Origin of the sequence: Streptomyces sp. 3N207 (genome assembly GCF_052246355.1) — a bacterium.
GTDB lineage: Bacteria > Actinomycetota > Actinomycetes > Streptomycetales > Streptomycetaceae > Streptomyces.
In genome coordinates this window covers 1-14,737 of sequence record NZ_JBQQBV010000047.1, presented here as the reverse complement: position 1 = coordinate 14,737, position 14,737 = coordinate 1, and the positions used below count along the sequence as shown (strand labels likewise).

General features: G+C 65.8%; 11 protein-coding genes and 4 pseudogenes. 11 read left to right on the top strand and 4 right to left on the bottom strand.

Features of this window, described 5'->3' with window-relative positions; genetic code table 11:
• Nucleotides 1-161: IS3 family transposase (locus tag ACTWP9_RS36255; protein WP_443250583.1), on the top strand; the 161-nt coding region annotated here is incomplete at its 5' end.
• 232 nt (nt 162-393) lie between these two features.
• Here ACTWP9_RS36255 and ACTWP9_RS36250 read toward each other — a convergent pair.
• A complete protein-coding gene (locus tag ACTWP9_RS36250; RefSeq protein WP_443250582.1) occupies nt 394-1,092 on the bottom strand; it encodes a GntR family transcriptional regulator in 699 nt (232 codons plus the stop codon).
• 349 nt (nt 1,093-1,441) lie between these two features.
• Here ACTWP9_RS36250 and ACTWP9_RS36245 point away from each other — a divergent pair.
• The 5 genes and pseudogenes from ACTWP9_RS36245 (at nt 1,442) to ehuA (ending at nt 5,537) form a co-directional block, all read left to right on the top strand.
• Nucleotides 1,442-2,219: pseudogene (locus ACTWP9_RS36245) on the top strand (transposase family protein).
• A gap of 230 nt (nt 2,220-2,449) precedes the next feature.
• A complete protein-coding gene (gene ehuB, locus ACTWP9_RS36240; protein ID WP_443250581.1) occupies nt 2,450-3,331 on the top strand; it encodes an ectoine/hydroxyectoine ABC transporter substrate-binding protein EhuB in 882 nt (293 codons plus the stop codon).
• A gap of 34 nt (nt 3,332-3,365) precedes the next feature.
• Nucleotides 3,366-4,079: an ectoine/hydroxyectoine ABC transporter permease subunit EhuC gene (ehuC, locus tag ACTWP9_RS36235; RefSeq protein ID WP_443250580.1), complete on the top strand. Its 714-nt coding sequence runs from the start codon at nt 3,366-3,368 to the stop codon at nt 4,077-4,079.
• Nucleotides 4,076-4,732 carry an ectoine/hydroxyectoine ABC transporter permease subunit EhuD gene (gene ehuD / locus ACTWP9_RS36230; protein ID WP_443250579.1) on the top strand — a complete coding sequence of 219 codons (657 nt, stop codon included), beginning with the start codon at nt 4,076-4,078 and terminating at the stop codon, nt 4,730-4,732. Before ehuC ends, ehuD begins: the two co-directional genes overlap by 4 nt.
• 46 nt (nt 4,733-4,778) lie before the next feature.
• Complete coding sequence (gene ehuA / locus ACTWP9_RS36225) at nt 4,779-5,537, top strand: ectoine/hydroxyectoine ABC transporter ATP-binding protein EhuA (protein ID WP_443250578.1); 759 nt, start codon at nt 4,779-4,781, stop codon at nt 5,535-5,537.
• Between the two features lie 763 nt (nt 5,538-6,300).
• On the opposite strand, the pseudogene ACTWP9_RS36220 reads toward ehuA, so the two are convergent.
• Nucleotides 6,301-7,527: pseudogene (locus tag ACTWP9_RS36220) on the bottom strand (IS1380 family transposase); the annotation flags it as partial.
• A gap of 152 nt (nt 7,528-7,679) precedes the next feature.
• Nucleotides 7,680-8,607 (bottom strand): annotated as a pseudogene (locus ACTWP9_RS36215) (LysR family transcriptional regulator).
• Between the two features lie 114 nt (nt 8,608-8,721).
• Between ACTWP9_RS36215 and ACTWP9_RS36210 the strand changes: the two are divergent.
• The 5 genes and pseudogenes from ACTWP9_RS36210 to ACTWP9_RS36190 all read left to right on the top strand — a co-directional run bounded on the left by ACTWP9_RS36210 (nt 8,722) and on the right by ACTWP9_RS36190 (nt 13,240).
• On the top strand, nt 8,722-9,249 hold the full coding sequence (locus ACTWP9_RS36210) for a DapH/DapD/GlmU-related protein (protein WP_443250577.1): 528 nt from the start codon (nt 8,722-8,724) through the stop codon (nt 9,247-9,249).
• 52 nt (nt 9,250-9,301) lie between these two features.
• Nucleotides 9,302-10,195 (top strand): IS5 family transposase, encoded by an 894-nt coding sequence (locus ACTWP9_RS36205; protein ID WP_443250576.1) that lies wholly within the window; start codon nt 9,302-9,304, stop codon nt 10,193-10,195.
• A gap of 434 nt (nt 10,196-10,629) precedes the next feature.
• A pseudogene (locus ACTWP9_RS36200) lies at nt 10,630-11,822 on the top strand (IS110 family transposase).
• 69 nt (nt 11,823-11,891) lie between these two features.
• Nucleotides 11,892-12,647, top strand: coding sequence for a transposase (locus tag ACTWP9_RS36195; RefSeq protein ID WP_443250575.1), 756 nt, complete (start codon nt 11,892-11,894; stop codon nt 12,645-12,647).
• A 56-nt stretch (nt 12,648-12,703) separates the two neighbouring features.
• Nucleotides 12,704-13,240 carry a hypothetical protein gene (locus tag ACTWP9_RS36190; protein WP_443250574.1) on the top strand — a complete coding sequence of 179 codons (537 nt, stop codon included), beginning with the start codon at nt 12,704-12,706 and terminating at the stop codon, nt 13,238-13,240.
• Between the two features lie 168 nt (nt 13,241-13,408).
• Here the strand turns inward: ACTWP9_RS36190 and ACTWP9_RS36185 are convergent, their stop codons facing one another.
• Complete coding sequence (locus ACTWP9_RS36185) at nt 13,409-14,443, bottom strand: esterase-like activity of phytase family protein (RefSeq protein WP_443250573.1); 1,035 nt, start codon at nt 14,441-14,443, stop codon at nt 13,409-13,411.
• Between the last annotated feature and the right edge of the window lie 294 nt (nt 14,444-14,737).

Sequence of the window (14,737 nt, the reverse complement as noted above, 5' to 3'; positions counted from 1 at the left end):
TCGACCGCCGGACCTGGGCCACCCGTGAAGAACTGCGGACCGCGATCGTGTCCTGGATCGAGAGGACCTACCACCGGCGCCGCAGACAAGCCGCACTTGGCCGGCTCACACCCGTCGAATTCGAGACCGTCATGACCACACCGGCCCTCCAAGCCGCATGACCGAACCTGTCACCCGAACCTGCATCAGACCCGTCCGGGGTCGGCGCTTGTCGTCCGCAGGGGCCCGATGAACTGTCTCAGGACGCAACGGGCATGCGCGAAGGCTCGATTGGGAGCTGAAGGCCACGAACCGGAACCTTCGTCACGCTGCCACTTCCTGAGGGGACCTGATCGGCTCGCCCGCAAGGCAATGAGCGGAGACAGGGCGTGAGATCCCTTTGACCGGCGAAAGTCACGAATGCGACTGCGGATCGCCGCCGTCGGGGCCCGGGAGGAGCCGCGACAACGCATCCGTGGCATGGTCCGTGATCAGTCTGTCCAGCCGATCCTTGTCGCGCTCCCGAAGGGCATCGACGATCGCGCCGTGCTCCTGCACCGTCTCGTCGGGTGCGCTGTAAGTGTCTTCGAGCGCGGCGATGCACATCCGGGTCTCCACCAGCAAGGTCTCGTGCAGGCGCTTCAACCGGTCGCTGCCGGCCTCGTTGACGAGGACCTCGTGGAACGCGATGTCTTCGTTGCTGAGTGCTTGGCCGTCTCTCTGTCGGGCGGCTTCGCGCATGCGGTCGTGAGCCACCGCGAGGCGGTCTGCGCTCCCTTTGGGATCGCGCTGGAGAATCGCGGCAACCGCGGCGCGCTCCACCGCCTGGCGTGCGAAGTAGATATCGCGGATATCGTCATCGCTCAGCTTCGCGACAAACAGGCCTCGGTTGTGCAAACTACGCACCAACCCCTCCTGTACCAGCCGTTGCATGGCTTCCCTGAGTACTCCGCGGCTGACCATCAAGCGCTGAGCCAACTTGACTTCCCCGAGCTGCATACCAGGTGCAAGCGAGCCATCAGTGATGGCGCCCCGCAACTGTCTGGCGATGATGCCCGCGGTCGACTCGCGCTTCACCGGCGTCAGAGCCGCCGGCCCATGCAGGTCGTCCATACGTCCTCCCGAGCTCCCCAGCTCGCTCCCCCTTGGAAACACCGAGCTGAGCATGTGGTCGATTACTCAGAGAGACGAGACTAGCATGTCGGACAGTTGGATTGTTGACAATCTGACAGGTGCGCTGCTAGGTTCCTCGATCATTCCCCGGCGAACTTCCCCAATCGCCGACGTCTGGAGGACACCGCATGTCTACAACCAGGCAAATCGACGGCTCGCCCGTCACCGCATTCCATGTCAGAGCCTGCTGCTGCACAGCCGGGGGCTTCGTCTGCGACGGATACGTCCTCGGAACCATCGGGCCAAGGACCGTCCCGTAACTGCTGGTCACGGATGAGGTGATCCTGCTGTGGCTGATGTGATCACGGGCCGGAGCCCTCCTGGACAACCCCGTCCACCGGGCTGAGCCCGCGTCAGTTCGGCAAGCCGATCATCCGCTCTGCGGCGTGAGGGTGCGGAGCCGGTCCGCAAGGGCGGCCCTGGAGCCCGCGCTGGAGGACCACAAGTGCTCCTGGGCGCCGCGTACTGGCGGACGAACCTGACCTTGCGCCGACTGACCTGACTGCCCCGCTGTTCGGGGCGTCAAGTCGGCCGCCGACCGCATCATCGACTCCCTCGGGTCCTCGCTCGCACTTCAGCAACGCCGAGGATGCCGCAAGGGCACCGTGCTGATCGTGGATGGAGCCCTGGGTCCCACCCGCGACCCACCATCGCCGAGCGGTCCAAGATCTACCGGTGCTCCACCAACCACAAGGTCGTCATCGACGCCGACCTCGTCTCGTCGTCGCCGTCGGCCGTCCAGTCGTCGGCAACCGCAACGACTGCAACACGTGGGAACTGTCCGGCGCCAAGGACGCCGCCGGGAACACCACGGCCATTGCGGACGGCGGCTACCGGGGCACAGGCCTGGTCATTGCGCACAACCGCGAGAAAGGCCAGGCCGAACTACCTGCGCGGGGAAAGAGGAACGCAACACTTCCCACCGCAAGGTCCGCGCCCGCATCGAGCAGGCCTTCGCCCACAAAAAGGGTTGGAAGATCCTTCGCGACTGCCGTCCGAAAAGCGACGGCCTTCACCACTCCATGCTCAGCATCGCCCACTTGCGAACCCTCGCCCTTGCTGAGTGACGCAGAAATCGGCAGCTCACCCGGCACGCCGCAGATCATTTACGGGACAGCTCTTGGCGAGCACGGAGTGGTGGTTACAAATGCATTTCCATCGGACATCATCCGCCATCACGAATCACATTGCTGCTCTTAGCGGCCCACCAATCACTTATGTATCGCGCGGCCTTGCCTCAAAGTTGGACCAGCAGACATACCTGAAGAAGAACAATGCACAGGATGGGAGAGATTCGATGGTGACGACTAACGGCTGGACTCGACGGGACTTCATCAGACGGACGTCGGCGGTAGGAGCAGCTGCCATCGGCGGTCCGATCCTGCTCTCGGCGTGTGGCGGCGGCTCGGACTCTGCGGAGGACGTGTTGGAAAAGGGACGCAAGCAAGGATTTCTGCGCGTCGGAGTCGCCAACGAACCGCCTTATACCAAGGTCGCCGCTGAGAATGTCACCGGTGTGGAGCCGGACATTCTGAGAACTGTGCTCAAGCGACTTGGAATCGATCGGATTGAGGGCGTCATCACCCCTTACGACCAGATGATTCCCGGTTTGCAGGCGGGCCGGTGGGACGTCGTCGCCGCAGGCCTGTTCATGAAGCAGTCACGGTGCGGCCAGGTGCTCTACTCAGAACCCACGATCGTCTCCACCGAGTCATTCGGAGTACGGAAGGGCAACCCGAAGAAAATCACCACGCTGGCTTCCATAAAGGATCACTCGGATCTGAAGATAGCGGTCCTGAGCGGCGGTTTCGAAGAGGGCATTCTCAAGGAGAAGGGGATGCCCGCGGGGCGGCAGATCCAGGTACGGGACGGCCGCAGCGGGATCGAAGCGGTCAAGTCCGGACGGGCCGACGCCTTCTTCCTGCCCACCCTGTCTCTGGAAGACCTGGTCAAGAGCGACAAGGCCATCGAGGTCACCAAACCGGTCGACGATGCGCCGGTGACGGGCGCGGGACACTGCTTCCGCAAGAAGGACAAGGCCGCGCACGACAAGTACAACAAGGAGCTAGCAGCGCTGAAGAAGACGCCGGAGTTCGGCAAGATACTCGAGAAGTGGGGATTCCACGCGTCCGATGTCGAGGGCGTGACCACCAAGCAGCTCTGCAAGACGTCCGGCTGACCATGCGTTACTACGAGTTCAAAGGTGACGCCACTTGAATGCGATCATCGAGAGCGCGCCCGAGCTGTGGCACGGACTGCTCGTCACCCTCCAGGTGACAGCGCTCGGGTCCGTGATTGCGGTGGTCGTCGCGTTCACCGCCGGAATCGCTCGGCTGTCCCGGCATTTCTTCGTCCGCGCTCCGGCCGCCGTCTTCGTCGAGGTATTCCGTGGCACCTCGCTGGTTGTCCAGCTGTTCTGGTTCTTCTTCGCACTGCCCCTGATCGGCGTCCAGATGACTCCGCTGTCCGCCGGCGTCTTGGCGCTCGGGCTCAATGAGGGTGCCTACGCCGCCGAGGTGGTGCGTGGCGCGATCGCTTCCATACCCAAGGGACAGACGGAAGCCTGCATAGCGCTGGACATCCCACCGGCCAAGCGGATGCGCAGAATACTGATTCCGCAGTCGATTCCGGCGATGCTGCCGCCATTCGGAAACGTATTGGTCGATCTACTCAAGAACACCTCCCTGGTCTCCCTGGTCACGGTCTTGGACATCACTTATCAAGGCACCCAGATCAGAACGAACACCGGGGAGACGACGGCCGTCTTCGTTACCCTGCTGGCCGTCTACTTCGTCCTGTCGCTGCTGCTCTCGATGTTCATACGCTGGCTGGAGGGCCGGTTCACGTCGAACGGCAAGACCCGGTCGAGCCGCAAGTGGGGCGGGTTGCTGCCCGGGGTTTCCACGGGAGGTGGAGCGCGCACATGAACTGGGACAGCGACTTCGCACTGACGATTCTCCCCGAACTGTTGTCGGGGCTGCTGGTCACGCTGCAGGTGACCTTCGCCGGCATCGCGATCGCCCTTGCCGTCGGGATGGCGGTGGCCGTGCTGCGTTACCTGCGAATCCCCGTCCTGTCGCCCGTGCTCGGGTTCTACGTGCTGTTCGTCCGAGGCACTCCGCTACTCGTGCAGGCCTATGCGGCCTTCTTCATCCTCCCGGACTACGGGTTGACCCTCAGCCCTCTACTGACCGGCATCATCGTCATGGGCGTGAACTACAGCGCCTATACCGCCGAGGTGTACCGCGCCGGCATCGAAAGCGTCGGCAAGGGTCAATGGGAGGCCGCGACCGCGCTGAGCCTGCCGGGGAGGGCGACTTGGACTCGGATCGTGCTGCCCCAAGCCGTCCGGACCATCGTGCCGATGCAGGGCAACTACCTCATCCAGATGTTCAAGGATTCCGCCATCCTTTCCGCCATCACCGTGGTTGAGTTGCTCGGTGCAGCGCAGAAGATCGGATCGGGCAACTACCGGTATCTGGAGCCGCTGACCATCGCAGCGCTTCTGTTCCTCGCCATCAGCTACCCGTCCTCGATAGCCATTCGGAGATTGGAGCGCCGCCTTGCCGGAGCACAATGACCCGCTTCACGACGCGTCCCCCGCCGCAGCCGGCACGCCGGACCCCATGATCTCGTTCGAGAATGTGAGCAAGAGTTGGGGCGACAACCATGTGCTGAAATCTCTCAACTTCGACGTGAGGCCGGGAGAGAAGGTCTCCATCATCGGCCCGTCCGGCTCGGGGAAGACGACCATCCTACGGATCCTGATGACCTTGGAGACGCCCGACGAGGGCGTGGTCACCGTGGACGGCGACCGGCTGTGGAACGTCACCCGGGGCACCCGGATCGCAAACGAGACCAAGCAGATGCGCCTCACCCGCCGCAAAATCGGCATGGTCTTCCAGCAGTTCAACCTCTTCCCGCACATGACGGCCATCGAGAACATCATGGAGGCCCCGGTCCAGACCCTCGGGATGCCCAAGTCCGAAGCCCGGGAACGCGCGATGGGCCTGCTGGACATGGTTGGCCTCGCCAAGCACATCAACCATAGACCTCCGCAGCTGTCCGGTGGACAACAGCAGCGGGTCGCCATCGCGCGGGCCATGGCCATGCGGCCCAGGGTGCTGCTGTTCGACGAACCGACTTCGGCGCTGGACCCGGAGTTGATCGGCGACGTGCTGAACGTGATCCGTGATCTCGCCAAGAGCACCGACATGACGATGCTCATGGTCACCCACGAGATGCGCTTCGCCGAAGAGATCTCGGACCGGGTGGTGATGTTCGACCACGGCACGGCCGTCGAGCAGGGGCCTCCGGAGAGGATCTTCAGGGAGCCGGAGAACGAGCGCACGCGGAAGTTCCTCCGAGCAGTGCTTGAGCACTGAGGGAATGAGCAATTCCCAACTTCGGTTGAGCAGGTCAGTGCAGGGTGAGGACGGCCTGAACGTGCGGATTCGCAATACACGACGTTCCGCCTGGCCGAACATCTCGATGCCGTCCGGATCGCGGCCTCCATCGGCTCGGTCGGCGACGGCGGCCCGCCGGGCTTCGGATAGTACCGTCGACGGTTGCTGGTTGTGCGCTGGTTGCTTTCCCGCAGCGGCGCGTTTTCGCAGGTGACTGCGGATTCGTCGACGTTCCGGTTCAGCGTGTAGCGCGCACGGATAACTGATCGTCCGCGACTATTCAAACTAGCAGGTCAAGTAGGGTGGGTCTGTTTCCGGGCCCTCCCCGTCGGGATTCCGGTCGCTGGTTGGTCGCTGGCGAAACTGATACGTCGTCACCTGTCATCACCCGTCGTTATCGGTACGGTCGCTGGATATGCGCTGGTTGAATTTGACAGGGCTTCAGTTATGGCGGGAGGTCGTCCCCGGAATCCGCCGTCATGAGCCCGCGTCGACCGCGGCTTCCGGGCCCCGCCGAAGCGGCGTCCCGGGGCCGCTGTCGGCCTCGAAGCCGAGTTCTGCGGTTGACGTGCCCGCCTCCCCGCCCCGGCGGGGTTCGCGCGGCTGCACACGGGCGTAGGGCCCCGCGTGAGTCTCAATTCCCCGTAGCCGCAGGTTGGCGCCCCCGGCAGGTGCCTCAAAACATGGCTGGTCTTTCGCAGGGCGGTGACCTGCGTATTCGCGCAGTGGTGGCGGTGGAGGGGCGGGCGCGGCTGGTACCGCTCGCCTGAAGGGCGAGCATCGGCATCCAGGCCAGTAGGTCCGGGGCCAACTGCACGATCTCCAGCCAGATCTGGTTCTGGGCGGTCTCGTGCAGGGGAAGGTTGCGCAGGCCGGTGGTGCGGGCGGCGCGGATGCGGTCCTCTGCCCTCGCGCGCTGGCGGTGCCGCTGTTCCAAGCGGGCAATCGGGACGCCGGTGGTGTTGGTGGCGAAGCAGGTGATCCGCAGGCCGTCGGCATCGGTGATGCGCAACTGGGCGCCGGGGTGCGGGCGTTCCTTGCGCACGATCAGCCGCATCCCCTTCGGCCAGCCTGTGAGGAAGTCTCCGCCGATTTCGGCGACCCAGGCGCCGTGGCGGATCTCTCCGCCGGGCTCCGTAGCCGGCGTCCACGCGCTCGCCGGGACCTTCAGCACAGCTTGGTGGATGGCGTCGGTGATGGTCATCCCGACCGAGTACGACAGCCACCGGCCACGCTGGGCAAGCCAGGCCACGAACTCATGCGTGCCGCCGCCGGAGTCGGTACGGATCAACGTGCCCCGGCCGCGACGGTGCTTCTTCGGCAGCTGGGCCAGGGCCAGTTGGGCCGCGGCGATGTGGTCGGCTGCAGTGTTGCTGCCCGCGTTGCCCGGCCGCAGCAGCCCGGCCACCGGCTCCCCACTGCCACCACTGCCGTGATCGACGAAACCCATCAACGGGTGGTGACCGTAGGTCTTCTTCCAGGTCGCGGCGGCGTCCTGCTTCTCGGAGTGCGACAAGACCAGCACCCCGTCCAGGTCAACGATCACTTGACCTGCTGCGTTCGGTGCCGCGTCACCGGCCAACCGCCATACCCGGTCCCGGACTTCGGCCCGGGCCGTTCGGATCGCCGTCAGCCCCTTCGGGCCAGCTGCGGCGAGGGTATCGATCAGGCGGGAAACGGTCGGATCGGAGGCCACCGGACCGAACACACTCGGCTCGGCCCGCAGCATGCCCACATCCGCCAGACAGTCCCCGCCCAACGCGACCGCAAGCGCTACATCCAGCAGGACCTTGCCGGGATCATGCACCGCCCGAGTACGCCGCCACGGCGCCAGGGCAGCCGATATCGCCCGATCCAAACCGGTCTTGCGGACGGTCTCGACCAACAGCACCCCGCCCGCCTGCGAGACCACACCATGACCGCCGCCCTCGCCACGGACACGTGGGTAGGACCCGATACTCTTCTTCACCTGGGAAGTGCCTCCGGCGGTGGCAGGAACAAAGACTTCGGCAATCCTCATTCTTGCTGGTCAGAGGTACTTTTCGCTTTCCTGACCACCTGTCGGACACCGCGCTCGATGAAAGCGCGAGTCAGGACGTGTCTGTTAATTCGGTCGTCTGGTCAGCGGTCTACCCAGTCCGGCGCCCACACGTCGTGCGGGGTTCGCGGGCCTGCGGTGCGCAGATGGTCGCGTAGCGCGGTCAGCACGGGGTGCTGGTCTCCGCTGCGGAAGAGCAGCACGTGCGGGTAGACCGGGGTCGGGTCTTGCAACGGGATGCGCCGTAGGTCGTGGGTCTGGGGCCACAGGTACCGGTCTCCGCTGCCGACGAGGGTGGCCAGCGAGGCCGAGTCGGCCAGGGCGTCCATCAGGGCCTCGTCACCGAAGGTGGGGCCGAGCGCGTCGATGCTCAGGCCGAACGCCTCGGACAGCGCCTGGCAGAACGCCGCCCATTCCGTGCCCGGCCTGATCCCGGGGATCCAGACGCGGTGGCCCGCCAGGTCCGCAGGACTGACCCAGGGCGTGCCGGCCAGCGGATGGCCGGGCCCGACCAGGAGCTCCAGGGGTGCGCCCAGGAGTCGTTCGGTGCTGATCCCGGCCGGGACCTGGTCTGCCGGCAGGGCGCGGAAGGACGCGTCGACGGTCCCTTCGAGCACCTTGGGCGGCCTGGGCGGCGTTCTCCATGCTCAGCGTGACCACGTCCAGGTCCGTCTCGGGGTGGGAGCCGTAGAACCGGTGGACGGCCTGGGCAGGAGCGATGCGCCGATTGAGGACGTCGACGCGCATGGGCCGGCTGCCGGGGCGCACAGCCTGCTCGGCCTGCTCGATGGCCGCCAGGACCTTCTTGGCGTGCGGCACGAGGACCTGCCCGTCCTTGCTCAGCCGGGAGCCTCGGGAGGTCCGGACCAGGAGCGTGACCTCGATGTGCCTCTCCAGGGCCGCGATCCGCTTGGAGACCGCCTGCTGGCTGATCCCCAGCTCGTCGGCCGCAGCCTGGAACTGGCCGGTCTCGGCGACGGCCAGGAACGTCCGCAGCGCTTCAGCATCCACGCCTTCACCCTACTTCCACAACCATTGGTTGTGTCTGGTGTGGTGCAGGGTTGTTTGATCGAGTGTTCTGCGCGGTGGTGGGATCAGCGCATGTCTACCCGCACAGAGCAGGTCATGTATGTCCAGACGCCTGAGTTCGCGCATCATGCGGAGCGGATCGTTGAGGTGACCGATGCGACGTCTCGACTGAACGTGCTTCCGTTCAGCGACAGCGAAGGCCGTGCGAAACTGCTTTCTGTTGTGTTCGGTGGCCCGCTGCCGGAGTCGGTGATGATCTACCCGCCGTTCTTTACGGAGTATGGGCTGAACACGACGTTCGGGGAGAACATCTTCGTCAACCAGGGATGCACCTTCATGGACAAGGGAGGCATCCGTATCGGCAACGGCGTCATGATCGCTCCGAAGGTCAGCCTCATCACCGGAGGCCATCCACTGCCCCTGGCCGAGCGCCGCGAGTACCTCTCCTTCGCCTCGATCACCATCGAAGACGACGTCTGGATCGGGACGGCTGCCGTGATCACGCAAGGGGTGACCATCGGTGCCGGTGCGGTGGTCGCTGCAGGCGCGGTGGTCACTCGTGATGTCCCTGCCGGCACCGTGGTCGCGGGAGTGCCCGCCCGGGTGATCAAGAAAATCGACTGAGCCCGGCCGCGCTGCAGGGCCGGGTGCACAGTACCTCCACGGTCTGATCCTGATGCCTCGTCATGCCCGGCTGACCGACCGGCAGTGGGACCGCATCCGACCTCTGCTGCCCTCGAGTACCGGTCGTCGTGGCAGGCCGTGGGCCGATCACCGCCGCATGGTGGAGGCGATCGTCTACCGGTACCGCACCGGTATTCCTTGGCGAGACCTCCCAGCTAGGTTCGGATCCTGGAAGACCGTGTGGTCCCGCCACCGCCGCTGGGCCGCCGACGGGACCTGGGACCGCGTGCTCGGCGTCCTGCTCGCCCGCGCGGACGACGATGGGCTGATCGACTGGCGGGTGGCGGGGGATTCCACCATCACCCGGGCCCACCAGCACGCCACCAACACCCGCCGCTCCGAGAAGTGCCGGGCCGCAGCCCGAGGGCAGGGCCTCGACGCCCACCGAGAGCCCGCCGGGCACGCGATCGGCCGTTCCCGCGGCGGGCTGACCACGAAGATCCACCACGCCGTGGACGGTCAGGGCCGACCGCTGGCCGTCGTTGTGACGCCCGGGCAGGCGCACGACGGCCAGTCCTTGCCGTTGCTGCTGGGCGACCTGCGAGTCCCCAGGACCGGAGCAGGCCGCCCGCGTACGACCCCGACCATGCTGCTCGGGGACAAGGCCTACTCCTCCCGCGCGATCCGAGCGGCGCTCAAGGCCCGCGGGATCACCGCGGTCATCCCTGAACGGCGTGACCAGCAGGAGCACCGTCGCCGCCGCGGTTCAGTCGGCGGGCGTCCGTCAAAGCTCGATCCGGTGGCCTACAAGAACCGTAACGTGGTCGAGCGGTCCTTCGTCCTGCTCAAGCAGTGGCGGGGCCTGGCCACGAGGTTCGACAAGCTCGCGATCGTCTACCGCTCGGCCGCGGTCCTCGCCACAGTGCTGATCTGGGCTCGCATTTAACGGACACGCTTTAGCTTGATCTTTAAGGTCGGGGGTCGAATGCGTCCTCGAACTTGATCACTCGGGACGGTAACTTCCGTACGTGCGGGCGGCCTTCGACTGATCATGTGCTCCGACCAAGGACACACAAGTTCAGCACGAAGGCCGTGGGATGAGTCTGTTGCACAACACTGCTGTGGTGGGGCCGTTCGCGGAACTGTCACGCTTCCCTACGTTGTTCTGCGGGTCGTGGTGAGCCCTTCGTATGGTTGACCCGCCCAAGGGCGTCGGGTGTGGCTCTCACGCTTCTGCCGCTGATGGCTACCCCGGATTGGCCACCCGACGCCCAGCGACGACTCGGCTGCCAATTAGGAATTGCGAATGATCGCTCAGTAGGGAATCGACAGCGAGGTCGTCCGTGGGAAGGCATCAACAGCACCCGCACGGAGGCACACATGGCCGCAATCTGGGCCGGCATCGACGCAGGAAAGACCCATCACCATTGTGTCGCGATCGACGAAGGCGGCCGGCGTCTGCTGTCTCGACGCGTCGCCAATGACGAACCGGAGCTGCTCGAACTCCTGGCGGATGTGCTCGCCCTGGGCGACGAGGTGACCTGGGGCATCGACCTGGCTGACGGCCTCGCCGCCCTGACCATTGCCATCCTGCTCAACCACGATCAGCCGGTGCACTACATCTCCGGCCGGGCCATTCACCGAGCCTCCGAGGGCTACCGCGGTGAGGGCAAGACCGACGCCAAGGACGCGGCCGTCATCGCCGACCAGATCCGCGTCCGCCGTGATCTTCTCCCCTTACGCACCAGCGACGAGACCGTCACCGACCTCAAAATTCTCACCAACCGGCGCATGGACCTGGTCGCTGACGGCACACGCGTCGTCAACAGGCTCCGATTCCAGCTCAATGGCATCTTCCCGAGCCTGGAACGCGCCCTGGACCTGGTCAACACCGGCCCACTGATCTTGTTGACGGGATACCAGGCCCCGGCTGCCATCCGCAGGGTCGGCGCCAAGCGGCTGGAGACCTGGCTCCGCAACCGCAAAGTCACCCGTGCTGGCCAGCTCGCCGGAAAGGCCGTTGAGGCCGCCGACCGCCAGCACACCAGCCTCCCTGGGGAGAAGCTGGCCGCTCAGATGGTGCACACGCTGGCGAAAGGAGGTGCTGTGCCTCAACCATGAGATCGATGAGCTCGACAAGCTCATCGAGGCCCGGTTTGCGTGACCACCACACCTTCGACGTGATCACCAGCATGCCCGGACTGGGCATGATCCTCGGAGCCGAGTTCCTGGCCGCCACAGGCGGCGACATGAGCGTCTTCGGAACCTCCGATCGCCTCGCAGGCTTCGGCGGGGTCGCGCTCGTTCCCCACGACTCCGGCAAGATCAGCGGCAACCTGCGGCGCCCCCAGCGATACAACCGTCGCCTCCAGCGCGTCTTCTACACCTCCGCACTGTTCAGCATCCGGTACTGCGAGGACTCACGTCGCTTTTACGAACGCAAGCGGGCTGAGGGGAAGCGTCACACCCAGGCCGTACTCGCTCTCGCTCGCCGCCGCGTCAACGTTCTCTGGGCTCTTCTACGCGACGGACGGTGCTACGAACCGGTGCCGCCGCCCACCCTTGCGGCTTGACAAACACCATTAGGAATCCGGGGCGAGTTCTACTCGTGTCTGACCTCGCGTGCGGATGCCCTGTTCGAGTTGGCGGATGCAGTGTTGTGTGCGGATGGCCCGGTCAGGTCGCTGGTCGAGTTGTCGCTGGTGGGCGAGCATCGCCGTGGGCACGGCAGCCTGTACTCCGCCCTGTCGACGGGGCGGGTGGACGTGTCCCGGCTGCGACGGGCCCTGGCGGCAGTGCCGCTGCCCAGGGCGGCCGACGGCCGGCTGGTGCTGGCTGCCGACATCACCTGCTGGCTGCGGCCGGATGCGCACACCTCGCCCGAGCGGATCTTGTGTCACACCTACGGCCGCGGCAAGGACCAGCACATTCCCGTCCCCGGCTGGCCATATTCGGTGATCTGCGCGCTGGAGACGGGCCGCAGCTCGTGGACCGCACCGCTGGACGCACTCCGGCTGGCCCCGGGCGACGACGGCGCCACGGTGACCGCCCGGCAGATGCGCGAGCTCATCGAGAGGCTCATCGAAGCCGGGCAGTGGCGCCAGGGCGACCTGGACATCCTCGTCATGGTCGACGCCGGCTACGACGTGCCCCGCCTGGCCTTCCTCCTCAAAGACCTGCCCGTGCAGGTGCTGGCCGGATGCGCTCGGACCGTGTCCTGCGCCGGGCCGCACCGCCGCGCGAACCGCACACCATGGGCCGCCCGCCGCGTCACGGCGGCGAGTTCGTCTTCGGCGACCCGGCCACCTGGGGCACACCCGATGCCCAGACCGCGGCTGGGACCCGACTTTACGGCAAGGCCACCGCACAGGCATGGGACCGGCTCCACCCGCGGCTGACCCATCGTTCCGCCTGGACCGCCCAACTGGGGGCTCTTCCGGTCATCGAGGGCACCGTGATCCATCTGCGTGTCGAGCAGCTGCCCAGCGGAGCCGTCCCGAAGCCGGTATGGCTGTGGTGGTCGGGCACCGGCGCCACCGCCGAGGATGCCGACCGGCTCTGGCAGGTCTTCCTGCGGCGCTTCGACATCGAGCACACCTTCCGCTTCTTCAAGCAGACCCTGGGCTGGACCTGCCCCAAGATCCGCACACCCGATGCAGCCGACCGGTGGACCTGGCTGATCCTCGCTGTCTATGCCCAACTCCGGCTCGCCCGGCCACTGGCAGCCGATCTGCGGCGGCCATGGGAGAGGCCCAGCGAACCGCACAGGCTCACTCCCGCCCGCGTTCGCCGCGACTTCCGACACCTGCGTCCCAAGGCCGCATGCCCGGCCAGAGCACCGAAACTCACCAGCCCAGGACCGGGACGGCCACCAGGCCGCAAGAACACCCGCCCCACCCCACGCCACGACGTCCACACAGTCCGCAAAACGGACACTGCGAAACGGAAGAAGAAGACGTCAACCACCCCTCGCCCACGGCGCACAGGTTAAAGATCAAGCTAGGCACCAGCCCAGCTCACTTATCGGCCGCATCGCAGCGGGGGCGGCCCTTCAGCAGCGCGCGCCGCGCGATCGAAAGCGTCAACGCCCGCATGCGCCCGGCGGGGCGTGCCCGTGGACACGCCCCGACCCCGGCATCCGTTGCGGAATGTTCCGTTGTCAGGCCGGGACTCGTGCGGTGAACTCGTACAGGCGCGTGACCTGCTTAGAGCTCTCGTTGTCATCGCTGACCAATAGCAGTCGCAGCCGCCGGTCCGATGTTCGGCCGATGACCGTCATACCTTCGATATTGTCGAGCAGTGGGTGGCTCGAGGGCTGCGGCAGGTGCGCGCCCAGGGAAGGACAGTTGCCGAGGTCGGCGAGGAGCTTCTTGTCCATGGGCGCGGCTACGTCGGCTTTACGGGGATCGGCCAGGTAGAGGCGGATTGTGTTACCGATGCTCGGTTCGAAACCCCTCTCCAGGAGAAGGAACCGCCCGTCCCTGAGCGCATGGACCTCGGGGACGAGGAGGTCTTTGTCGAGGGGGTAGCGGTATTGCCGTCCCAGTTCGAACGTGTCGCCGTGGCGTTGCCAGGTCTGGAACCGGACAACCCGCCTTCCTCGGCTGTCTGAGGGCTCCTCAACGAGCGGACCCTCCATGGACGCGGTGAGCGCGCGACCGTCAGGGGACAGGGTCAGCCCTTCGAAGGTCTGGTTCTCCTGCCCGCGGCCGGCCGGAGCCACCCGCAGCTCGTCCGGCACAGGCAGTCGGTCCAGCAGCCGGCCGTCGTTGTCGTAGTGGCGTACGGACGGCTCGATTTCCGATGTGACGAAGTAACTGCCGTCGTGGTCGACGACCAGGCCCTCGGAGTCGATCTCTGTGCCCTCTTCGTCGGTGAGCGGAATGACCCGCTGCGGGCGATGGGTCCTGGCGTCGAGACTGAACAGCTTGGACCGGTCGGACAGCGCGGCGATCCGGCCATGGGTCTGGGGCGCGAGGGCGGAGAGGTTGCCGACGTACGAGCCCTGGAATGTGGTTTTGTCCAGGGCGTCTGAGTAACGGTCAATTGAGACATACGGCGAGCACGTATGCCCACCCCCATGGTGAACTCCACCGTGGGCCTGGGCCTGGGCCGGTGCCAGGTTCAGGCTGGTGGCGGCGAGCAGCCCGGCAAGGGTCGCGGCAGCCGCACTAACTGCTCTGCCTGTACGCATCAGTTGACCTCCCAAGTGTCCATTCCTCGCATGCGGATGTTATGTGCCGCGACATGCGGCCGGACTCGTGGGGCCCGTTCAGCGTCCAACGCCCCCCATTCGGCACATGAGCACGGCAGGCTTCCAGAACCGCCCGCTCGCTGCGCCTCGGCCTGCAGTGTCTCTAGTACTGCAACGACACTCCGTGACGGAGTGTGCTTGTTGTCGTTGATCATCTCGTGCTTGAAGAGATAACTGACGGTTGGTCAGGCGCATTTGATGACTTCGTGGCGCGGTTCGCGGGCCGGTTCGGGC

Bases quoted from the DNA above. Each gene is read 5' to 3' on its own strand.
- ACTWP9_RS36250 (WP_443250582.1), bottom strand. From the start codon at position 1,092: ATGGACGACCTGCATGGGCCGGCGGCTCTGACGCCGGTGAAGCGCGAG.
- ehuB (WP_443250581.1), top strand. From the start codon at position 2,450: ATGGTGACGACTAACGGCTGGACTCGACGGGACTTCATCAGACGGACG.
- ehuD (WP_443250579.1), top strand. From the start codon at position 4,076: ATGAACTGGGACAGCGACTTCGCACTGACGATTCTCCCCGAACTGTTG.
- ehuA (WP_443250578.1), top strand. From the start codon at position 4,779: ATGATCTCGTTCGAGAATGTGAGCAAGAGTTGGGGCGACAACCATGTG.
- ACTWP9_RS36210 (WP_443250577.1), top strand. From the start codon at position 8,722: ATGTATGTCCAGACGCCTGAGTTCGCGCATCATGCGGAGCGGATCGTT.
- ACTWP9_RS36205 (WP_443250576.1), top strand. From the start codon at position 9,302: ATGCCTCGTCATGCCCGGCTGACCGACCGGCAGTGGGACCGCATCCGA.
- ACTWP9_RS36185 (WP_443250573.1), bottom strand. From the start codon at position 14,443: ATGCGTACAGGCAGAGCAGTTAGTGCGGCTGCCGCGACCCTTGCCGGG.